Here is a 22,180-nt window from a genome sequence, read left to right as displayed (position 1 = left end):
CATCCCAGCTTTTGAGTAAAGCTTAGAACCGCAAGCATCCGAAAATTCTCCTTTAGGGGGTGCAGGGGGATGAAAACACCCTGCGTTCCCCGCCTTGAGGCGGGGCAGAGGGGTGGTGATTCCAAACTTATAAAGCTTTAATCATTTGTGTTTTACAATCAATTGTGTAAGAAGCTACTTCAGGCTGAGTCAAGGCTTGTTTGATCGTCTCAAGCATTTGGCCAATAAACTCAGGATTTTCATGGATCACTATAATTGCGGCATCTTTTTCAGTAGCGAAATCCGTCATCGGCATAATCAGCAACCCCGCCTGATCGCGCCAGCCTAAATAATCGTAAAAGAGATAGACGATCCGCAAAATCAGGCCAGCCGATAAGATATTTTGGGCTGGCTCAATCAAGATCGGTTGCTTTAGCCCCATAAGCATGGTTAAAACTGCGCTTGAAATTAGCAATTGCTTGGTCGGAAAAGCCTTGTAAACGGTGACTTGGGCGATTTTAACGAGGCTCACCCACATAAAGATCGCCTGATCGACTAACAAATAGGCTGCGTGTAGCTCAATTTGCTCAGCCCTTAAGGTTTTGAGATTGCCATGGGCAACCTGTTCAATAATTGTTGATATTGGACTTGTCATAATTCCTCTCACCTAACTCCAATGCGGAGTATAATGTAAGCCTTAGAGTGTGTCATTTTAAGGAGCGCTGCGCGTGGATAGTACCACCCTCAAAGTGGGCGATCAAGCCCCCGATTGGACATTAACGGGCACTGAAGGCGATGTACACTTGGCCGACTTCCAAAGCCAAAAAAACGTTGTGCTTTTGTTTTATCCATTAGATTTCAGCCCTGTTTGTTCGTTGCAATTGCCCAGCTATCAAGCTCGCAAGCCTGAGTTTGATCAACGCGATACCGAGATTTTTGGCATTAGCACCGATAGCAAGTGGTCGCATAAAGCCTTTTCCGAGCAACTTGGGCTAGAATATCAGTTGCTGAGCGATTATCAGCGCCATGTTTCCGAGGCCTATGGCGTGTTGCGACCTGAAGGGTTTACCAATCGGGCGGTCTTTGTCATTGATAAAGCTGGCATTATTCGCCATGTTTCGGTGACTAACCCCGGCCAACAGCCCGACCAAAATGAGGTCATTCGGGTTTTAGAAACGTTGTAACAAACTTGCGCGATACAATGTCGTATCGCGCAACGGGCTTATTTGATGATTGATAGACTAATAATCAACAAGCCTTGTACTAATGCCAAGCCCGCCAAGGTTTTAAAAGCATAATCTGGTAGCCAATCGGGCCAAAGCCCACCAGCTTGCTTGATTGGCTGGCGATCTTGGCGATAGCGCGGGTGATAGCGGGCATGCACATAGCTGGCAAATATCAACATCACGCCTGGCAAACTATCAATTAGCATTCTCAGGCCAGCAGTTAACTCACCATTTTGCCAAAATGAACTGCTGGTCAGCGCTAAAGTTATGCCGAAAAATCCAACCAAGCCAAATAGAATGTGCTTTAAATATTTCATCGTTTTCTCCAAATGCTGCGGTTATTTTAGAGCAACCACTTACTCAATAACCACAACATCCCAAATCCAACCGAGCTAGCCTGCAATATAATCAAAACCCGTTGCTGGGTAGGGTTGAGCCATGAGTTAAATCGTTCAAGGGTTGGCCGTGGTTCGGTTTCTGTGGCTCTATATTGGCGCATGAAAAGCCAGTAGTAGCCGATATGGCTCGTAACCCATAAGCTCCAACCAAGCATGGCAACCCCAAACAAAGCTACCTCAAGCGAGCTACTATTGAAAAGATTGATTGAGCGCTCGATGACCATACCTGCACCACCAAGCGCAACAGCTGCGTACATCAATGTCTGACTACGTTTCATTGTTCTCTCCCAAATAGTCGCAGCTTGTACGTTGGTTGGCTGGGGTTTGATGCAGCTCTAGCTTGCGCCGTTGGGCTGCAATATATAGCCAACACTGGGGATCGTAACCAAATATTGGGGTTCGGCGGGGTTTGGCTCGATTTTTTGGCGTAAACGATGCACCAATTGTTTCAATAAGGTGCGATCGCCAATTCCATGATGGCCCCAAACGTGGATTGTGACTTGCTCGTTGCTAACGACCCGCCCAGCATTGGCCAATAAATATTGCAGCAAACGAAATTCACGATTGGTCAAGGCGACAAAGCCCAAGCCTTCGCGGCTAACGCTTTGGCGCTCGGTATCGAGCACTAAATCGCCTTGTTGCAACGGTGTTGGCCGTTCGCCGCCAACGCGCCGCAACAGCGCACGCACTCGCGCCGTCAGAGTGCGCGGGCTAAACGGCTTGTTGAGATAATCATCAGCGCCACCATCCAAGCCGCGAATCAGATCATCTTCGCTGTTGCGCACAGTTAGGAGCATGACCGGCACTGCCGACTGGGCACGGATGCGCCGACAAACTTCAAATCCATCCAAACCAGGCATATTCACATCGAGAATTACTAATTCAGGTTGTTCAGCAGCAAATTGGGTTAATGCTTGCGTGCCATCAGCTGCTTGCACTACCGCATAACCTGCTTGGCTCAAGGCAAAACCAATTAATCCGCGCAATTCAGCATCATCATCAACGACTAAAATCTTCATCAGTTCCTCTGGGTAATTCAATCACAATTCGCGTGCCAAGGCTGCGGGCTGGTACATGAATCTGGCCATTGTGGCGCTCAATAATTGATTGAACAATCCACAAGCCCAAGCCTGCACCGCTTTGCTCTGGCTCGTTGCGCCCGCGCACAAACAAGCGAAACGGCGATTCGCTGGGCGATGGCGGCATGCCTGGCCCTTCATCCTCGACCCATACCAGCAAATGGTCGCTGGTTACTTCGCCGCCAATCGCAATTGTCGTATCAGGTGGCGAGAATTTGCTGGCATTGGCTAGCAAATTAACAAATACTTGAGTTAATCGGGTGGCATCGCCAGCGACATTCGGTAGCGGATAAGGCAAATCGACCTCGACCTGCTGGCGGCGCTGTTCGATCAAGGGCAACATCAATTCGACGGCGGCCTCAACTACGCCATCAAGCGCAATTTCGCTGCGCCGAATCGTCAATTGGCCTGCTTCAATCCGCGCACTTTCCAGTAAATTATCGATCAAATAGGTTAAACGCAAGGCTCCACGCTGTAGTGATACGATTAATTGGCGAATCTGGGCAGTCGATAGTTGCGGCAATTGATCAAGCAGCAATTCCAACGAGGCTAATTGGGCTGATAACGGGGTGCGAAATTCGTGCGAGATTGTGGCGAGAATTGTGTCACGCAAGCGCCGTGAGGTTTCAATATCGGTTTCATCGCGCATCACTTGCACATGGTTTTGCTCAGCATCGCCAGCGCTGGTAATAATCACGGTGCGGCGGCGGCCATCAAGCAATTGTAAATGTTCGGTGGCTTGGGCTTGGCCGCGAAACCGCGCATGAATAATTGGACAAGCCTGCTCGCAGGGACGCACGCCATCGACTAATTGTGGTTGCAATACATCGCCACAAAAGCGGCCAATTGCCTGCTCTGGCTCGATGCCAAGCATGCTGGCGGCTTGTTGGTTCAAATAGCGAATCCGCCGATCACGATCCACCGTGAATACACCTTCGACGATACCAGCCAAAATCGCGTTGGCCTCGGCTTGCTGGCGTTGTAAATCGGCGGTCAGGCCACGCAAACGCTGGCGCATATCCTCCAATGTGCCCGCCAACATGCCCACTTCAACGCCTTTGGCTGGAGCAACTGGCGTGGTTAAGTCGCCTCGCCCGATTTGAGCGGCGGCCATGGTTAAACGGCGTAACGGCCAACCAACATAGCGCCCAACCAACAAATTTAAGCCAAATGCCAAAACTCCGCCAACTAATGCAATGGTGAGCAGCACTTCACTAAGCCGCTGAGCCGAATTACGAATTTGGGTATCAGGCAAGGTTACGCTAACCACGCCAATTGGCTGACCAGTGCTGGCCAATAATGGGGCGCTAGCGATGTAGTGATGTTGTTCGCGCAAGTAGCTATCGGTAATGGTGTTGGTCGTCAAGGCGGCAGCTTGGGTTGCAGTCAAGGGGTCGTTAGGGTTAGTCAGGCGTTGTTGGGGCACAATCGCCACGGGTAAACTCAAAATAGTCGATAATTCAGTTTGATATTGCTGATCAAGCTCAATCCAGACTGCAACGATCACACTGGGATCGGTGGCAAGTGGCACGCGGGCGGCTAAACCTAACAACGCTCCATCAAGCAATAATGCGCGATTATCGAGCGCAGGCATGGCTGGAATTTCCGTGCCAACCGCAATCAATAATTGACCATCTTGATAAATTGCACAGCCAGCCAGTTCGCTGGTGGCCTGAAATTGGCCCAGAAAATCTTCAAGGGCAACCTGATCGTTGGTTTGCAGTAAGCGGGCGAGGGTTGGGCGTTCGGCCAACAGTTGGGCGGTGGTTAATACCTCGTTACCAGAGCGTTGTACATCGTTTTGGGCGATTGCTACCCCTTGGCGTACCCGCGCCAAGCCTTGATCATCGCCCAGTTCCAATAACAAACCAATTGCCACCGTAGCAATACCTACGATGGCAATGATCAAAACTGCCAAATTTACGCCGATTAGCAGCGTTGGTAAGCGAATTTTAGGCCGTAACTGCATGAGCAAGCCATCTACCAAATTGATCCACGAAGAGCACGAAGAGCACGAAGCGATAGGCTATTGACTATTGGAATCGTTGCAATCCCACGCCATGTTCCGATAGCCCAAAGCCTTCGGCCAATAGTCATACCTTAAAATCCTGATTCCTAGCCCCTGATCCCTAGCCACTAACCCCTGATCCCTAGCGTTGCTCTATACTCTTTTGTGAACGCCGATGAAACACATCGATGACTAATACTAACACTAATGAGATGGCCCCAAGTAGCAAGGCCGCACTATAGGCTCCAGCATATTGACGATCATCAAGGGCGCGGAAAATATAGACCGTGGCGGTTTCGGTGCGTCCTTGAATCCCACCGCTGATTACTAACACCGCTCCAAATTCACCCAAGGCGCGGGCACACGTCAGGCCTAAACCATATAAAAAAGCCCAACGCAAGGCTGGAAATGTGACTAAGCGGAAGGTTTGCCAGCCACTGGCACCCAAGGTTGCGGCAGCCTCTTCTTGCTTGCGCCCAAATGCTTCTAGCACAGGCATCAACTCGCGCACCATAAACGGCAAAGTTACAAACAAGGTCGCCAAAATCATACCAGGCAAAGCAAAGGCAATTTGCCAATCCAGCGCTTCGGTTAGTGGCTTGAGCACACCATTACGCCCAAACAGCACAATTAAGGTGAAACCGACGATCACTGGCGACATAGCAAATGGCAAATCGAGCAACCGATTGACGAATGCCTTGCCGATAAATTGATGCCGCACCAACACCCAAGCCACTAGCGTGCCAAAGATGCCGTGAATTGCTACTACTACCAAACAGATGATCAAGGTTAGACCAAACGAGCGCAATACATGGGGATGTTGCAACGCTGTTAGCATTGCAGCTGTGCCTTCGCGAAAGGCACCAAACACAATTGCACCTAGCGGGGCGATGATCAAAATGCCCATGTAGCCTACGACAATGCTGATCAACAGCCATTTGCGCCAGTTCATGCTTGCACCTCCCGCCGTCGGCTGAGCCAATCGACCAAGCTCATCGTGCCAAGGGCAATTGCCAACATCACCAACGACATCGCGCTTGCATCACGTTGGCTGCCCGATTCGATCTCGCCATAAACATAGACAGCCGCAGTTTGCGAACGCAGCGGAATATTGCCAGCAACCACGACAATCGCGCCAAATTCGCCAATGGCTCGCGCAAAACTGAGCAATGTGCCCGAAACCAAGGCTGGTAACAACGCTGGCAAGGTCACGCGCCAAAAAATTTGCCAAGCAGGTGCGCCAAGCGTTGCCGCAGCCTCTTCGCTTGAACGATCAAGGTTGATCAAGACTGGCTGAACCGAGCGCACCACAAATGGAAACGAGGTAAACAGCAAGGCCAAAATGATGCCTGAGGGCGCGAAAATCACTTGCCAACCCAACTGTTGATTGAGCCAGCCGCCGATTGCCGCTTGTGGCCCATACAAAATCACCAGCATCACGCCTGTGACCAAGGTGGGGATGGCAAACGGCAAATCAACGACTGCATTCAATAAGGTTTTGCCCGGAAACTCATAACGCACCAAAACGAATGCGGTCAATAAGCCCATTACTGCATTGATCAACGACATCACGAGGCCAGTCCAAATCGTCAACCAAATTGCATGGCGGGCAATTGGCGAGCTAACCACACTGGTGATCGATTCAACGCCAGCGCCCAATCCATCAACGACTACCACAATTAACGGCAATACCAAAAACACTGCCAAATAGGTTAAGGCAGCGCCACGGATACTCCAACGACCCCACGGTAAACGTGGGGTCGCGCGTTCAATTGTTTGAGTCGTCATTGTTGCACCTGTGCTAGCACTTTGGCATAGACACCATCATCGCCAAAGTATTCAGGCGTGGCTTTGCTCCAACCACCAAATTCGTTGATCGTAAATAGATCGTTGATGGCGGGATAGCGCTCAGCAGTGGCTTTAGCAACATCGGCATCAACCGAGCGCAAGCCGAATTCAGCAAAGACTTCTTGCGCTTCGCGGCTATGCAAGAAGGTGATAAAAGCTTCGACTGCTTGACGATTGCCATGTTTTTCAACTGATTTATCGATTAGGGCAATCGGGTTTTCGATCAAAATCGTGGACGTTGGGATGACCATTTGATAGGTTTGGCCGCCTTTTTGCCCAACCAAAATTTCGTTTTCATAGGTGATTGCCACATCGCCAACGCCTTTTTCAAAGTTGGTGATGCTTTCGCGTGCACCCTTATCAAACACCACGACATTTTTAAGCACACTAGCCAAAAAGGCTTGGGCTGCTGCTTCGTCGTTGGCGGGCACGCCTGTAATCTGACCACGTTTGGCGGCCCCATACAACGCTAAAATGTTCCATTGTGCGCCGCCGCTGGTGCGTGGGTCGGGCGTTAAAATTTGCACTCCAGGCTTGGCCAAATCGGCCCAATTTTGAATACCTTTGGGGTTACCTTCGCGTACCGCAAACACCACAATTGAGGTACTGACCATGCCCGAATGTGTGCCAGCTTTCCAATCGTGGGTGATCAGGCCTGCATTGCTAATCCGATTAATATCAGCTTCGAGCGAAAGCGCCGCGATATCGGCTTCGAAGCCTTCAACAATTGCCCGTGATTGCGCCCCTGAACCTTGATATGATTCTTCAAATTTGACTTCACCACCAGTATCGGTTTTCCATTTGGCTTGAAACAGCGGAATCAACTTGGCGTAGGCTTCGCGTGGCGTGGTGTACGCACCCAAGGTGATAGTGGTAACCGTGGCATTGCTGGTGGTAGTTTGGCTGGCCTCGCCACAAGCAGCCAATAATCCGACCAATAACAAGCTCAATAAACTGAAATGCAAGCGTTTCATGCCACTGTCTCCAACACATTCAAAGCCAGCCGTTCAGGCATTGGCTGAAGATAACTAGAACGAATAATTAATACTGGCACGCTGATTTGGCTCAATAATGGGCCAACCACACTGCCAAGGTCATAATTGCTGCTGTAAGCTCCGAGTGGCGCACCGACAATCACCAGATCATAGCCCCCGCGTTTGATCTCGGCGTTGATGCTTTGGGCTACATTGCCAACCAGCACTTTGGTTGCGGTCACAACTTCATGGCGGCGTAAACTTGCCGCGCTGGTTTGTAAAAAGCGCTCTAGGCGTTCAATGTCGTTGCTATGGGTGGCGACTGAAACTAAAGTGGCACTGGCCCCAACCGAACCCAACAAACGCCCAGCGAAGGCCACATCTTCTTTGCTCGGCTCGCCATCGCTGACACAAATTAAGGCTTTGTTGCATGGTTTGGCGCTTGGTGGCACGAGCAATACATGTTGTTGAGCTACGCTCAACAGCTGAGTTGCATCGCGCTCAGCGTTGCGTGCTTCAGTGCCGAGCACGACAATATCGCATGGCTCGTGTTCGGTTTCCTTGCGCACAGTTTCAATCAAGCTAGCCGTCGATAAACGGGTTTGCAGATGCGGCAAGCCCGCCCCAAGTTGTTCGCGCACCGCTTGAATGCGGGCACGCAAGCTGGCTTCGCTGCCATCACGCGCAACCACGGTGGCCCGCGCATGGGCTAGCCGAGCCAAATTACCGCCAATATTCAAGGCAGTTTCAGCCACGGGCTGATTATCGGCGAGCATCAGCACATTCAGTCCACGTTGACTGAGCGCATGCAAACGCCGCACGCCGATCCACAATTGGTCGCCACCCTGAATTGGCAAATTGCGGGCTTCGTCGGGGTTGCGCAGGGCATCGATCAAAATGGCTTGCTCGCCAAAAGGACGTACTGGCGCGATCGAATGCACATCGGGCAAGGCTGGCAGGCGTAGGCGAATTCGTTCAAATGCTCCCACAAAGGTTTGGGTTTCGACCGTCGCTTGACCTAAAGCTGGGCAGCGTAAAGCGGCCTCGGTTCTGGCCAACACCACATCTTCAGGTCGAATAACCACTTGCACCGCCGGATGATGCTCGGCAGGGCTGGATGTTTGCAACGGAAACGTCATCGAGCCAACCTGCACCCCAATATCGTTGCATTGGCCAAGCAGCACGTTGGCGCTACCAAGGAAGGTCGCAACAAATTCGGTTTGTGGGCGTTGATACAGCTCATTCGGCGTACCAACTTCAAGCAAACGCCCCATATTCATCACGCCCAAACGGTCGGCCAATTCAAAGGCTTCTTCTTGATCGTGGGTCACAAAAATCGTTGTGATGCCTAATTCACGTTGAATGCTGCGCAAATTACGCCGTAAATCGGTGCGAATTTTGGCATCGAGCGCCCCAAACGGCTCGTCGAGCAATAAAACTGCTGGATTATGCGCCAAGGCGCGGGCTAAAGCGACCCGTTGTTGTTGGCCGCCCGAAAGTTGGCGCGGCAAACGCTTGCCCAACCCTGCTAAACCAACTAATTCTAATAATTGATCGCGGCGTTCAGTGCGTTGCTTGCGCTCGACCTTGCGAATCCGCAAGGCAAACTCAACGTTTTCGGCCACGGTCATATGTTCAAACAAAGCATAATTTTGAAAAACAAAGCCCACATCACGGGCCTGAGGGTTCAAATCAGTTACATCACGGCCATGCAGCACAATTCGGCCAGTATCGACCGGAGCCAAGCCCGCGATCATGCGTAAAATCGTGCTTTTGCCGCTACCGCTCGGCCCTAGCAGCACAAAAAACTCACCATCGTGAATTTGCAGCGCCACCCGATTAACCACCGCATGATGTTCATAGCGTTTGGTCAGTTGATCAAGCACAATCGACATCGCACCCTCCTTATGGTTCCAAGCATGTTCCAGCTATGTTCCAATTCGGTTCCAAATTGGCTAACTGGCTTATCGTTGGGCTAGTTACTAGTCTGAGCGGGCAACCGAGCGCATCCGTGGGTGATGCTGCCAGGCGGGTTCGCCGTACCGCGTGGGCGTTCCAAATTCGTTCAAACAGATGCTGTATCTAGCTACTCTTATCATCACACTTGATCATTCCAAAGGGCGTTCCAAGCTGTGCTTGACGATTGGTTAGCGGTTGCGATGTGCTTTCAGAACTTGCGGGGAGCACGATGGCACGCTAGGCACAATGAGGTCTAAAGTAGTGAGCACTGATCTTAAGAATTTAAGATCAGTGCTTGTTGTATTTGAGGAGTTGAGAGGGGGCGCGGTAATGCTTAGCTGCGGGCGGCTTTGGCTTGGCGCATTACTTCATGAAATTGCTCAACATGATCGTTTAAATGCTTCAAACCAAGAAAGTAGCGGCCATGAGCGTTGAGTGGCCCCCAAGCTTCATACAACACTTTGCTAATTTCAAGATGCGGTTGGTCGGGCCAGGCATCGAGCATGCTCAGGCACATACGGCGGCTTTCTTCGAGCCGTTGGCGAGCTTGCTCAAGGGTTTGCAAATCGCGCCACGGGGTTTCATAGCGCAAACGTTCATTGGGCAAAATACCCGAAGCCATGGCCAAGGCGGTCAAGGCAGCTTCTTCGTTGCTCGAAGTCACATGGCAAATTAAATGACCAAACGTCCAAGCCATATCCTTTTCTTCCTCGGAAGCTCCTGGATCGTTGGCCTTGGGATCGGATGGCACAAAGACGATATCGGCATCAACCGCATCAGTTAATAAACCGAGCAGGTCACCGATCATCTCGTCGGTTGCATCCCATAGATCTTGCTTGCTCAAGCTTGCCCCAAGCTCTCCCAATGTTAGTTTGCCTTCCTTCAACGGCCCAAAATCGATCATAACACACCACTCCTATTGCCGAGTTGAAACAGTATTAAGTTTACCCCAGCTTCTACACAAATTTAGCGATGTTTATTCACGATTTTTTCACACGGCTAGCCGATAGTAAAGCCAAGCAAACATTCTAGTGCTATGACAAGCACCGACCACCAATCGCTCGTGTGTTTAGGAGGCTCGCCAATGGATTCGCAACCTGATCTTTCGATTGTTTTTCCGGCCTATAACGAGGCCGAAAATATTGAAGCCAGCATTCTCGATGCCATTCAAGTGCTCAATAGCCTTGGCTTGAACGGTGAGATTGTGGTGGTCAATGATGGCAGCCACGATCAGACAGCCAACGTTGTGCGCGATGTAACTACCCGTCATCAGCAGGTGCATTTGATCAACCACGAAATGAACCAAGGCTATGGCGCAGCAGTTTGGACAGGCCTAACCAACGCCACTGGCAAATTAGTCTTTTTCTGTGATGCTGATCGTCAATTTGATTTGGCTGAATTAGAAAAATTGGTGGCACGTCGCCATCATGCGCCGTTGGTGGTGGGTTATCGTGCACCGCGGCGCGACCCAGTTTTACGCCGTTTGAATGGCTGGGGCTGGAGCCATTTGGTGACGCTTTTGTTTGGCTACACCGCCCGCGACATCGATTGCGCCTTCAAAATGCTCGATCAACGGGTGATCGATACGCTGCGCCAACAGGTGCAATCACGCGGAGCAACCTTTAGCGCTGAATTATTGGTACGGGCCAAACGGGCAGGTTTTCAGATTGCCGAAGTGGCGATTGTTGGTCATCGTCCACGAGTCGCAGGCAACCCAACTGGGGCCAAATTGAGCGTGATTCTCCGCGCATTTCGCGAATTATTGCAGCTTTATCGCGTGCTCAATCGCGAGCGTCGCACAACCAAGCCCGCCACCCTCTAAATCGAGATTAAGCCAGTTGTGTACCAATTGCGCTGTGCTGTTTACGCTCAAGTTTGCGCAAGCCACATCAATGGAGATCGAAGCGGTACGTCATGGCTATTCAATGGTAGCTACAAAACCACGGTCGGAGGATGTTTCCATGACTATTTTAATCGCTGAAGATCGGCAACGTTGGTGGCGTTTCGCTTTGGTTGGCCTCAGCGGAACCTTGGTCGATCTGATCTTGCTGGGTATGCTCAAAATGCTGGGCTGGGCCACAATTCTGGCCAACATCGTTTCCTACAGCGTCGGCATCATCAATAACTTTTGGTGGAACCGCCGTTGGACGTTTGCCAGTAATAATCCTGCTTGGTTGCCACAGTTTTTACGCTTTGGTGCGATTAGCTTGAGCGCCTTGGTGATCAATACCTTGATTGTGGCCGTAACCGAAGCTCCGCTCAATGATCTTTGGCAAAGCCATGGCTATGTGCTGGCCAAGGGAGTGGCGACGATGGTTGGTTTTGCGTGGAATTTTGGTTTGAATCGAATTTGGACATTTAATCTTGAGCATGAGGTGGTCGCATGAGCGCATCAACCACGACGAGCAATCTGCGCCGCCCATTGGCTTGGCGCATCGCCCAATTAACCCGTAGCCAAGCGTTGGTCCTGCTGAGTATCATTTTGCTATTTGCTGGCTGGTTGCGTTTGCAGAATTTCGATGCTGTAGCCGAGGGCAATACCTACTACACCGCCGCTACCGTCGCCATGACCCAATCGTGGCATAACTTCTTCTTTGCAGCAGCCGAGCCTGGTGGCTCAGTCACAATCGACAAGCCAGCACTAGGGTTATGGATTCAGGCGATTTTTGGTAAGTTGTTTGGGGTCAGCGGCACAGTGGTGGTGCTGCCACAAGTTTTGGCTGGTTTAGCCACAATCGGCCTGCTCTATTGGATTGTGGCACGACGCTGGGGGCGGTCGGCAGGCTTATTGGCGGCAGCGATTCAGGCGATCAGCCCAATTAGCATCGCCGTCGAACGTACTAATAATCTTGATGCGTTGTTGATTGTGACCTTGGTTGGTGCGATGGCCTTGTTTTTGGTGGCAACCGAGCGCACCAGCACTAAATATTTGTTATTGGCGGGCGCAGTGGTTGGCCTCGGCTTTAATATCAAAATGATGCAGGCCTTTTTGCCCTTGCCCGCCTTGTATGCGATGTACTTTTTTGCCGCTAAAACTGGCTGGTGGCGCAAGATTTGGCAACTTGGTTTGACCACACTTGTGCTGTTAGCGGTCAGCTTTTCGTGGGCGATTGCGGTTGATCTGGTTCCGGCCAGCGAACGGCCATACATCGGCAGCAGCGATACCAACTCGGTTGTCAACTTAATTTTGGGCTACAACGGAGTTGAGCGCTTGACTGGACGCGAAGGCCAAGGTATGGGCGGCGCAAATCCAACAACTGATGATCGCCAGCGACCCAATGCTACCGATGGCAACGCGCAAACTCCGCCCAACGGTATGACCGATGAAGGCATGCGCGGCCAATTTGGTGGCCCAACTGGCCGCACTGGCGGCGGTGGCCCAGGCATGGATAGCGGCGAATCGGGTTTATTCCGAATGTTCAGTTCACCAATGAACACTAACATTGGTTGGTTGCTAGGAGCGGCACTCTTCGCCGTGGTTGGCTTGGCTGCCCACTACATCAAGCAACGCCGCTGGCCCGATGCCGATGTTTGGGGCTGGGCAGGTTGGCTGGTTACCGCTTTTGTGGTGCTGAGTTTCGCTGGCTTTTCACATGGCTACTACAGCGCTACGATTGCTCCGGCAATTGCTGGCACACTGGCAATTGGCATCACGGTTTGGCGACGCAGCACCAGCAAGATCGTTGGTTTATGGCTGATCGGTTTGGTAGCAGCGGCTTTGGTAGTGCAAGTGATTGCTGCTCAGCCCAGCGTCAGCGGCTGGCTGATTCCCTCGCTGGCGCTGGGTTTGGCGCTGGTAGCGGTTGGCTTGGCGTTCCGAGCTTCGTGGCGGGTGGCGGCAACGACGGTTGGCATCGCCGCGATTCTGCTCATCCCTAGCGAATGGGCCTACAAAACGTCGGCAATGCAGCAAATGAATACAACCTTGCCCAGTGCTGCTGCCCCAACCACCAATGCCACTGGCTTTGCAGCGGGCTTTGCTGGCAATCGCAACCGCTCAGATAGCAGCAGCACCAGCGCTTTGGCAACCTATCTGCAAGAGCGTACTAGCGACACCTACTATATGCTTGCCGTGCCAAGCTCGATGATGGGTTCATCGCTGGTCATTGAAACTGGGCGGCCTGTTTTGATGATGGGCGGTTTTTCGGGTAGTGATCCGGTGGTTGATGCCGCTGATATTGCCCAGTTGGTGGCCGACGGCAAATTGCGCTATATCATGACTGGCGGTATGGGCGGTGCTGGCCGTGGTGGTAGTTCATCAGTGCAAACCTGGGTGCAACAAAACTGTACAGCAGTCACTGATGCACCGAGCAGTCAAGCGGGCCTTGATCTGCCTAATGGCCAAATGCCCAACGCCCAAGCAGCGCCCACGAATGGCAATGCTGGCGGCGCACAATTTGCTCAAAACAATTCATCATTGTATCGTTGTGGCGAATAATTCGCCTGAGGAAGTTGCTTCCTTCTAGTTAACGGTACTGCTCAATGCTGAGTTCTCCGCTCGATGGCCTGCTAGTGCTCGACCTCTCACGGGTGCTGGCAGGCCCATATTGCACCATGATTCTTGGCGATCTTGGCGCTGATGTCATTAAAGTTGAAGCGCCGCAAGGCGATGATACCCGCCGCTGGGGGCCGCCGTTTGTTGCTGGCGAGAGCGCCTACTATTTGGCGGTCAATCGCAATAAACGCTCATTGGTCGCCGATCTCAAAACTGCCGCCGATGCTGCGTTGATTCGCACAATCGCCAACCACGCCGATATTTTGGTTGAGAACTTTCGGCCTGGCACACTCGAACGCTTTGGCTTGAGTTTAGCCAGCCTGCGCGAGCAAAATCCTCGATTGATTACCCTGACGATTAGCGGTATGGGCGCGACTGGGCCTGAGGCTGAGCTGCCGGGCTATGATTTTATTGTGCAAGCTACCGCAGGTTTGATGAGCATCACAGGATCAGCCGAGGGCGAGGCCAGCAAAGTTGGAGTTGCCGTCGTTGATTTGACCACTGGAATGTTGGCGAGCAACGCGATTTTGGCGGCGCTGTATGCCCGAGAACGCACAGGTTTGGGCCAACATATTGATATTTCATTGTTGGAAGCGCAAGTAGCTTGGCTGGCGAATGTTGGCAGTGCCTATTTAGTAACTGGCGAGGAGCCAATCCGCTATGGTAACGCCCACCCCACGATTGTGCCCTACCAAACCTTTGAGGCTAGCGATGGCGCGTTTGCCTTGGCAGTCGGCAATGATCGCCAATGGCAACAGTTATGTGCTGTTTTGCAACAACCAGCTTGGGCCGAAGACCCACGGTTTAGCACCAACCCGCAACGAGTGCAGCACCGCAGCGCATTGGTTGATTTGCTGAATCACCAGTTTAGCCAAAAACCAAGTGCCGAGTGGGTGGCGTTAATTCAAGCGGCGGGCATTCCGGTGGGCGCAGTGCGCAGCGTTGGCCAAGTGTTGAACGACCCGCAGGTGTTGGCTCGTGAAATGGTGGTCAGCGTGCCCCACCCAACGATTGGTGATTTAAAAGTCTTAGGAATTCCATTTAAATTCTCGGCAACACCCGCAAGTATTCGTTTGGCCCCACCACTACTGGGACAACATAGCCAAGAAATTCACCAACAATTTAACCCAAAAGTACCATCTAAAACCGACTGATTTAATTGCAACCCCGCCATGACTCTGCTAAAGTTGCTAGTACCAATACCTGTTAGGATCGTTGATGCTGGACGAACGCTTGTTTGCTGATTTTGGGCTATTTTTGTCAAATGTTCAGCCTGAGCATGGTTTGAATAATCGAATTCATTAAATATTATTAATAGTCATTCGATTGCGATCAACAAGACCCAAATTAACGCCAATATTCTGATTGAACAGGGCCAAACAAGCAATACTAAGCAGAATTAATCTGCATTCGATGAATAATGATAATTGACCGGCTAAAGCTAATTTTAGCACCAATAATGTAAGGAGGCAGCTTTATTTTTGACGATAAAGTTGCTTTTTTATTTAGATCGAGTTCTTGATCAATTGATTCATTTCTACTATACTAGGTCGTATCAATCGCAGCCTGCGATCCTCGCACTGATATTCCATCGACGCTGAACTGTTTGGCATTGTTGCTGCCTGTGGCAGTGATTCTTTGAGTTCTGAGTTTTTTGCAGTGTGGGCGTCGATTGGTTGGCGAATTTTGCTGAGGAGGCATTATGGCATTTTTTCGGCAGCGCTTTGAGCTAGCCCGTGGTTTAGCAGGAACCAACCTGCGCTCAATGGAAGGCTTGCGCGGAATCGCAGTTTTTTTGGTGTTTTTGGTGCACTTTCGTAGTTCAATTCAGCCGTGGTTATTCAGCGATGGCCCAACCGCAACGATTAATAATGCTTTGGCAATGGTTGGCAACACTGGGGTTGATTTATTTTTCGTGCTCAGTGGCTATTTGATCTATGCTTCGTTGATTAAACGTGAGCAAGCGTATATGGGCTTTATTGGGCGACGAATTCGGCGGATCTACCCGACGTTCTTTGTGATTTTCATGGTCTATCTGGGGTTATCAATTCTTTTTCCGGCTGAAAGCAAAATCCCCAGTGGCGTAACTGCTGCAACGCTCTATTTCATTCAAAACTTAATCTTTTTGCCTGGATTGCTGCCGATTGAGCCAATGATTACGGTGGCTTGGTCACTGAGCTATGAAGTATTTTACTATCTGATTATGCCAGTCATCGTCCTCGCGATTGGCTTGCGTGGCAAAACCCCCCAATGGCGGATCGGCTTTTTCAGCGTGGTTGGCGTGGTGCTCACCGCCGTTTGTATCATCTGGCAAGGCCCGCTGAAATTGGCGATGTTTATTGCGGGCATTTTGCTGCACGAATTGTTGGAATCGTATCGCGAGCGTACTCCAGCGGCTTGGCTTGGCTTGCTTGGTTTAGTTATGGGAACCTGTGCGCCGTTGTTGCCGCTGACTGGAATGTTGGGCAATGCGATTCGTTTTACATTAATTTTCAGTGGCTTTTTGCTGGCATGCTGGCACTGTTTTAGCCAAACTGAATCGTGGCTCAAACAAGCGCTTTCGTGGACACCACTGCGTTGGTTGGGCAATATGAGCTATTCATATTATTTGATTCATGGCTTGGCCTTACATGCAGGCTTTATGCTGCTTGGTAAGTTGCTGCCTGCTACCCCGACGGCTGGCTGGTTCTTTTGGCTGATCTTGCCGTTGATGTTTGGCTTGACGCTGGTGGTTGGTGCAGCGTTATTTATTGTGGTTGAACATCCAATGTCGCTGAAAAACAATGCCAAGCCTGCGGTTGAGCCGCGTGATCCAGAAGTTCGCCCAGCCCTCAACGCTGACGCTGCCTAACTTTCAAACCAGCCCTTTTCAGCTATCATGAAGAGGGCTGGTTTCTTTTTAGTTGAGGTGGCTATGGCTGAAATTCGTGTTGCGACGGTGGCTGATGCGGCGGCAATTCAGGCGATTTATGCCCCAATTGTTGAGCAAACGGTAATTTCATTTGAAGTTGTGGCTCCAACCAGCGCTGAAATTGCTCAGCGTATCAGTAAAACGCTCGAAGCATACCCATGGCTGGTTTGGTGTGATGAACAGGCGGTGGTGCAAGGTTACGCCTATGCTAGCCAACACCGAACGCGGGCAGCCTATCAATGGTCGGTCGATACCACTGTGTATGTGGCCAATACTGCCCAGCGCCAAGGTGTTGGTCGGGCGTTATACCAACAGCTTTTAGCGATTTTGCATGGGCTTGGCTATTATTCGGCCTATGCTGGTATTACTTTGCCCAATGCTAAAAGTGTTGGTTTGCACGAGGCACTGGGTTTTATGCCAGTTGGGGTTTATCGCCAAGCAGGCTTTAAACACGAGCGTTGGCATGATGTTGGTTGGTGGCAATATCAATTACAAACTGGCGATCAAGCTCCAGCCGAGCCACGTAAATTTGGCGTAAACTAGGGGCAGTGGTCGGGCGTGAGGGATCAGTTTTGATCTACGCAGAACACAAAGGCGCAGAAAATGCCAAGAGCTGAAGACCTTATATCTACCTCATATTTGCCTCAAGCGCAATCGGGAATAGTCACCCATTCAACAAAGAATAGTAGGTTTTAATGCTATAAGCCATTACAATGAATAGCTAGAGAGCGGGTTGGCGATTCACATAATTTCTAGGAGGTGGAGCATGCCCCAGATTACGGTTGGTTCGCAAACAGTGTTTGAGGTAGCCAGTGGCACACGTTTGGTTAATGCCCTCGAAGATCATGGCGTGGATATTTTGCATCGCTGTGGTGGCAATGCCCGTTGCACAACCTGTCGGGTTGAGTTTCAGGCTGGCGAACCCCAAGCCATCACCAAAGCTGAATCGTTTAAATTGGCTGAGGCCAAACTGACTGGCGTGCGATTGGCTTGCCAAATTCTCTGTGAACATGACATGCAGCTCCAACCCTTACAAACCTTGAGTGCATCGGGCTTGCCTGACCCTGGGCCCCGCCCCGCCGATGAACTTACCCCAGCCCCTGAATGGCTGAATGCTTGATTAACTCGCATTGCACCAAGGATCTCCATGCTGAGATGCTTGGTTGAATAGGAATTCGATGAACTCTCCGTTGCTGCGCGAATTTGGCTCAACTGGTTTGCAGGTTTCAGCGCTAGGCTTTGGCGCTGGCCACATTGGTGGAAACGAATTAACTGAAGCAGAAGCAGCCAAGTTGCTGCATGGATTGCTTGATTTAGGCATTAACTTAATTGATACGGCACGCGGCTATGGCCTTTCCGAGGAGCGGATCGGGCGACATCTCCAGCAACGTCGCCATGAGTTTGTGCTTTCAACCAAAATTGGCTATGGCATTGAGGGCTACGACGATTGGACGAGCCCAATCATCACCGCTGGAATTGATGCGGCGTTGCAACGGATGCATACCGATTATCTGGATATTGTGCATTTTCATTCTTGTCCAGTCGAAACCCTACGGGCAGGCGAGGTAATTGAGGCACTTGAACGAGCGGTTCAAGCGGGCAAAGTACGGGTTGCCGCCTATTCTGGCGATAATGCGCCCTTGGCTTGGGCGGTGCAATCAGGCCATTTTGGCGCGATTGAATGCTCGGTGAACCTCACTGATCAACGGGTGATCAGCCAAGTATTGCCCCAAACCCAACAACGCCAAATCGGCGTAATTGCTAAACGCCCAGTGGCCAACGTTGCGTGGCGTTTTGCGCAACGGCCAGTTGGCGATTATGCTGAAGTGTATTGGGAACGGCTCCAAGCTATGCAACTTGATCTCGATCCTGATCAACTTTTGAGCATTGCGCTGCGCTTCACGGCCTACACCCCTGGCGTACATAGCTGTATTGTTGGCTCGCGCAGCCTTGAGCATATGCAACACAATTTAGCATTATTGCAACAAGGCCCACTTGAACCTCAACTCTACCAATACCTCACCAGCCAATTTCAGGCTCATGATCAAGGTTGGGTCGGCCAGATCTAAGCAATCAGCAAGCATCATTAACGATGGTGCTTGCTACTCTAGTAGTAGAAATAGGACTTTTCAACTATAGCCCTGGGTTGGCAAAACTGCCACAATACAGCTGAGCGCAGACGATTATTTTAATTGCATGGTTCAGTGGTTGGGGAATTTGCCCTGATGTTGCTTGCAGTTGCAACTTTGGCCTGTTTCGGGTACAACAGCAACGAATTAATCAACAATCAAGGACAACATCATGGGCAAATTAATTACCATTGTGGGCAACGCTGGGATTGGCAAAACGACCCTCACCAATCTCTTATGCCGTGATCCGCGGTTTTTTGCAGCTTTAGAGAGCCACGCCGAACGGCCATTTCAACAACTATTTGCCCAAAATCTCCAACGTTATGCCCTTGCCAACCAATTCGATTACCTCTTACTGCGTGCCGAACAGGAGCGAGCGATTCGGGCGCAAGCTGGCATTGGGGTACAAGATGGCGGCCTTGATGAAGATTTTTGGGTTTTTACCCAGCATTTTCAACAACAGGGCTATTTGAGTGCTGCCGAATTTGCGTTATGCCGACGGTTATATCTTGAATTAAGAGCTGGACTTGGGCAGCCCGATTTGATCATCAAGCTTGATGCCCCCTTAGATGTAATTATTCAGCGTTATGAGCAGCGCAATCGCCCATTGGAAATCGCCCAGCGCGATGATTTAGCCCAACTTGGCGCATTGCTTGATCGTTGGACAGCGACAGTTACTACCCCCTTGCTCAGCCTCGATTGGAGCAGCAACGCTTTGCCAACTAGCGAACAGCAACGCCAATTGATTGAAACTATTCTTACAAAACTTAGTATAATAACCGAGTAACATAGACCTGAGTTAGATGAAGATTTTGGAGGTTATATGCGTTTCCGTGTTGGCTTGATCATCACGCTTTTGTTGACGATCACCGTTGGAAAAACCCTGCAAAACCCGAGGGATGTGGCTCAAGCCCAGCCCCAAACCCCTGAACAAACCACAATTCCGCATGGATTTGCCCGCATCCAAGAACAAGAATTTAACGACTTACCACTTGAAGCCAATCTGCTGGTTGGTGGTAGTTTGGTTGTGCGCGGCTCGATTCAGCAAACCGATGTTGATTACTTTAAAATCGATTTGACGGCTGGCCAACGGGTAGTTTTAGCAACGATTACGCGGGCCAGTATCGCTTCTGGCGATACAACACTCCATTTATATGCCTCGATCGGCAGCAATCCTGACCCTGCGGAGAATCTTGTGCTGCTTGAAACCGATTTGAGCGATGGCGTGCACACCAATGGCTCATCGGTAATTAGCTCGCAACCAATAACGACGACTGGCAGCTACTTTATTAAGCTTGAGGGTGGCACGCCTACTACAATTGTCGAACCTTACGATTTATATGTACGGGTTTTGAGCACGAACATTAGCGAACAAGAACCAAACGATCAAGTGCCGCAAACCATTACAACCCAAGCTAGCATTAGCGGTGTACTTTCAGCCAGCAACGATCTTGATCGCTATCAGTTTAACGTCAATCCTGGCGACACAATTTTCGCCACGGTGGATTTTGACCCTGAGCGTGATGGCACAACCTGGAATGGGTTTCTAAGGCTTGGGCTAATCGATACGATGTATTTTGAAGCCAATGATAACAACAGTGTTTCCCCAAATGCCGAAGCCAATGTGATGACGGTGCAACAAGCCGGAACCTATGAAATTCAGATTGGTTCGGCGGTTGATATTGGCTTACAAGCTACCTATATGGCCCAAGTGTTGATTCTGCCGGCAACAACGACTCAAGCCAATTGCCAAACCTTTATGAGCCAAACTGCCACCCAAGCGATTGGCCCTAACGCAGGAATGATCCAATCGAGCTTAACGGTTGACCAAGCAACCAATATTGCTGATATTGATGTATTGCTTGATTTAGAGCATGCGCTCATGCCTGATTTGGATGTGACCCTAACTACACCGGATGGCAATGTGATAACGCTCTTCACCGATATTGGCAGCGCTCAGCGCCCCAATGTTAATCTCGTGATTGATCAGCAAGCAGCCTTGTCACTTGGTAGTTATAACAATTTGAACGGCATTCATTTTTCACCAGAAGCGAATTTCAGCCTCGATTGGCTGGCGGGACAACAAGCCCAAGGCCAATGGACGCTGACGATTTATGATGATACCGACCAAAATGCTGGCCAATTGAATGGCTGGGGCTTGCGGATTTGTGGTATGCCTGCACCAAACGATTGCCCAGTCGGGATGGTGCGTAGCGTGATCTATAGCAGCCAATTCGAAGCCGATGATGGCGGCTTTATCCATGAACCGTATCCTGACGAATGGGTTTGGGGCAATCGCAATAGCCCACCAATTGTTGGTGCTTATAGCGGCGAAAATAGCTGGAATACCAATTTAACTGGCAACTACCCAAATAGTGCCCTTATGACGATGTATACGCCAGCCGTTGATTTGACCAATGTTAGCGGGCCGATTTATGCGAGTTGGCAGCAACGCTACCAACTTGATAGTGGCATCAACGATTTTTATCTGGTAACAGCTATTGGCTCTCAAATGCGATCAGTCCTATTTAACCATCAAAGTGCTGCGATGCGCGTTGATGTAGGTAACCCAGTTGTTACCGTCGAGCAAAGTACTGGCTGGGGTCTCCAGCGTCATGATCTTTCGGCTTTTGCTGGTAATACCCTGCGACTACAATGGAATTTTGGCAGTAACTCAACCGATAATTTTGCCGGGGTTGCATTTGATGATATAGAAGTTACTGGGTGTATTAACGCCAACTTAATTACGCCAACGATTACACCAACACCAAGCATCACCCCAACACCAACTAATACTGCAACACCGACGATTACACCAACGCCCACGACCATGCCACCACCAACCAATATTGTCCAATATTTGCCGTTGGTTATTGTTGAAGGTCCATCAGTGCCCAGCCCTAAACAACCTTGGGCGGTAACCACCACCCCTACGACCATACCGAATACGATTGACCGCTAAAAATAACGAACTCAATTGCGCCAGCTTGGGGATGCCTAGGCTGGCGCAATGCCCCTAAATTCACCCTTGCAATTGGTTAAAAAGTAGCCTATCCTAACTCAATCCCACCTTCATTATTGCCCCAGCAAAAGCCTTGTTTTAGGAGGTTTGCATGCGTCTACGGATTGGGTTTATTGGCCTCATGATCGCTTTACTTGGGTTAACTGGTAGTT

21 protein-coding genes are annotated in these 22,180 nt (G+C 50.5%); 11 read left to right on the top strand and 10 right to left on the bottom strand.

The features are described from left to right. Nucleotides 1-127 precede the first annotated feature (127 nt). Nucleotides 128-634, bottom strand: a complete 507-nt coding sequence (locus LCH85_10960; protein MCA0352502.1) for a hypothetical protein — start codon at nt 632-634, stop codon at nt 128-130. Nucleotides 635-707: 73 nt separating this feature from the next. On the opposite strand from LCH85_10960, the gene LCH85_10955 reads away from it, so the two are divergent. After that, entirely contained in the window at nt 708-1,163 is a 456-nt protein-coding gene (locus tag LCH85_10955; protein ID MCA0352501.1) for a redoxin domain-containing protein, read from the top strand. Between the two features lie 38 nt (nt 1,164-1,201). On the opposite strand, the gene LCH85_10950 is transcribed toward LCH85_10955, so the two are convergent. The 9 genes from LCH85_10950 to LCH85_10910 all read right to left on the bottom strand — a co-directional run bounded on the left by LCH85_10950 (nt 1,202) and on the right by LCH85_10910 (nt 10,375). After that, nucleotides 1,202-1,522: a hypothetical protein gene (locus LCH85_10950; protein ID MCA0352500.1), complete on the bottom strand. Its 321-nt coding sequence runs from the start codon at nt 1,520-1,522 to the stop codon at nt 1,202-1,204. 26 nt (nt 1,523-1,548) lie between these two features. Further along, complete coding sequence (locus tag LCH85_10945) at nt 1,549-1,881, bottom strand: hypothetical protein (protein ID MCA0352499.1); 333 nt, start codon at nt 1,879-1,881, stop codon at nt 1,549-1,551. Nucleotides 1,882-1,938: 57 nt separating this feature from the next. Then, the gene (locus LCH85_10940; protein ID MCA0352498.1) at nt 1,939-2,622 is read right to left on the bottom strand and encodes a response regulator transcription factor; all 684 of its coding nucleotides are present in this window, start codon (nt 2,620-2,622) and stop codon (nt 1,939-1,941) included. Next, nucleotides 2,603-4,651 carry a HAMP domain-containing protein gene (locus tag LCH85_10935; GenBank protein MCA0352497.1) on the bottom strand — a complete coding sequence of 683 codons (2,049 nt, stop codon included), beginning with the start codon at nt 4,649-4,651 and terminating at the stop codon, nt 2,603-2,605. Before LCH85_10935 ends, LCH85_10940 begins: the two co-directional genes overlap by 20 nt. A 181-nt stretch (nt 4,652-4,832) precedes the next feature. Then, entirely contained in the window at nt 4,833-5,642 is an 810-nt protein-coding gene (locus LCH85_10930) for a sulfate ABC transporter permease subunit (GenBank protein MCA0352496.1), read from the bottom strand. Next, nucleotides 5,639-6,478 (bottom strand): sulfate ABC transporter permease subunit CysT, encoded by an 840-nt coding sequence (gene cysT, locus LCH85_10925; GenBank protein ID MCA0352495.1) that lies wholly within the window; start codon nt 6,476-6,478, stop codon nt 5,639-5,641. Before cysT ends, LCH85_10930 begins: the two co-directional genes overlap by 4 nt. Further along, on the bottom strand, nt 6,475-7,512 hold the full coding sequence (locus LCH85_10920) for a sulfate ABC transporter substrate-binding protein (protein MCA0352494.1): 1,038 nt from the start codon (nt 7,510-7,512) through the stop codon (nt 6,475-6,477). The genes cysT and LCH85_10920 overlap by 4 nt, the downstream gene beginning before the upstream one ends. Further along, complete coding sequence (locus tag LCH85_10915) at nt 7,509-9,407, bottom strand: ATP-binding cassette domain-containing protein (protein MCA0352493.1); 1,899 nt, start codon at nt 9,405-9,407, stop codon at nt 7,509-7,511. The genes LCH85_10920 and LCH85_10915 overlap by 4 nt, the downstream gene beginning before the upstream one ends. Nucleotides 9,408-9,805: 398 nt before the next feature. Continuing rightward, nucleotides 9,806-10,375: a DinB family protein gene (locus tag LCH85_10910; GenBank protein MCA0352492.1), complete on the bottom strand. Its 570-nt coding sequence runs from the start codon at nt 10,373-10,375 to the stop codon at nt 9,806-9,808. A gap of 180 nt (nt 10,376-10,555) precedes the next feature. Between LCH85_10910 and LCH85_10905 the strand changes: the two genes are divergently transcribed. The 10 genes from LCH85_10905 (at nt 10,556) to LCH85_10860 (ending at nt 21,968) form a co-directional block, all read left to right on the top strand. Beyond that, nucleotides 10,556-11,293: a glycosyltransferase family 2 protein gene (locus LCH85_10905; GenBank protein ID MCA0352491.1), complete on the top strand. Its 738-nt coding sequence runs from the start codon at nt 10,556-10,558 to the stop codon at nt 11,291-11,293. A 139-nt stretch (nt 11,294-11,432) separates the two neighbouring features. Beyond that, nucleotides 11,433-11,858, top strand: coding sequence for a GtrA family protein (locus LCH85_10900; protein MCA0352490.1), 426 nt, complete (start codon nt 11,433-11,435; stop codon nt 11,856-11,858). After that, nucleotides 11,855-13,909, top strand: coding sequence for a glycosyltransferase family 39 protein (locus tag LCH85_10895; GenBank protein MCA0352489.1), 2,055 nt, complete (start codon nt 11,855-11,857; stop codon nt 13,907-13,909). The genes LCH85_10900 and LCH85_10895 overlap by 4 nt, the downstream gene beginning before the upstream one ends. Nucleotides 13,910-13,953: 44 nt before the next feature. Further along, on the top strand, nt 13,954-15,120 hold the full coding sequence (locus LCH85_10890) for a CoA transferase (protein ID MCA0352488.1): 1,167 nt from the start codon (nt 13,954-13,956) through the stop codon (nt 15,118-15,120). Between the two features lie 548 nt (nt 15,121-15,668). After that, nucleotides 15,669-16,817 (top strand): acyltransferase, encoded by a 1,149-nt coding sequence (locus LCH85_10885; GenBank protein ID MCA0352487.1) that lies wholly within the window; start codon nt 15,669-15,671, stop codon nt 16,815-16,817. Between the two features lie 63 nt (nt 16,818-16,880). Further along, entirely contained in the window at nt 16,881-17,420 is a 540-nt protein-coding gene (locus tag LCH85_10880) for an N-acetyltransferase family protein (GenBank protein MCA0352486.1), read from the top strand. Between the two features lie 223 nt (nt 17,421-17,643). Then, entirely contained in the window at nt 17,644-17,997 is a 354-nt protein-coding gene (locus LCH85_10875) for a (2Fe-2S)-binding protein (GenBank protein MCA0352485.1), read from the top strand. A gap of 58 nt (nt 17,998-18,055) precedes the next feature. Further along, on the top strand, nt 18,056-18,946 hold the full coding sequence (locus LCH85_10870; protein ID MCA0352484.1) for an aldo/keto reductase: 891 nt from the start codon (nt 18,056-18,058) through the stop codon (nt 18,944-18,946). 232 nt (nt 18,947-19,178) lie between these two features. Further along, nucleotides 19,179-19,793 carry a deoxynucleoside kinase gene (locus LCH85_10865; protein ID MCA0352483.1) on the top strand — a complete coding sequence of 205 codons (615 nt, stop codon included), beginning with the start codon at nt 19,179-19,181 and terminating at the stop codon, nt 19,791-19,793. A 36-nt stretch (nt 19,794-19,829) separates the two neighbouring features. After that, nucleotides 19,830-21,968 (top strand): proprotein convertase P-domain-containing protein, encoded by a 2,139-nt coding sequence (locus tag LCH85_10860; protein ID MCA0352482.1) that lies wholly within the window; start codon nt 19,830-19,832, stop codon nt 21,966-21,968. The last annotated feature ends 212 nt before the right edge of the window (nt 21,969-22,180 follow it).

It is taken from the genome of Chloroflexota bacterium (genome assembly GCA_020161265.1).
Classification (GTDB): domain Bacteria; phylum Chloroflexota; class Chloroflexia; order Chloroflexales; family Herpetosiphonaceae; genus Herpetosiphon.
Note: the sequence above shows the minus strand (reverse complement) of the source record. Positions and strands in the feature narration are given on the sequence as shown.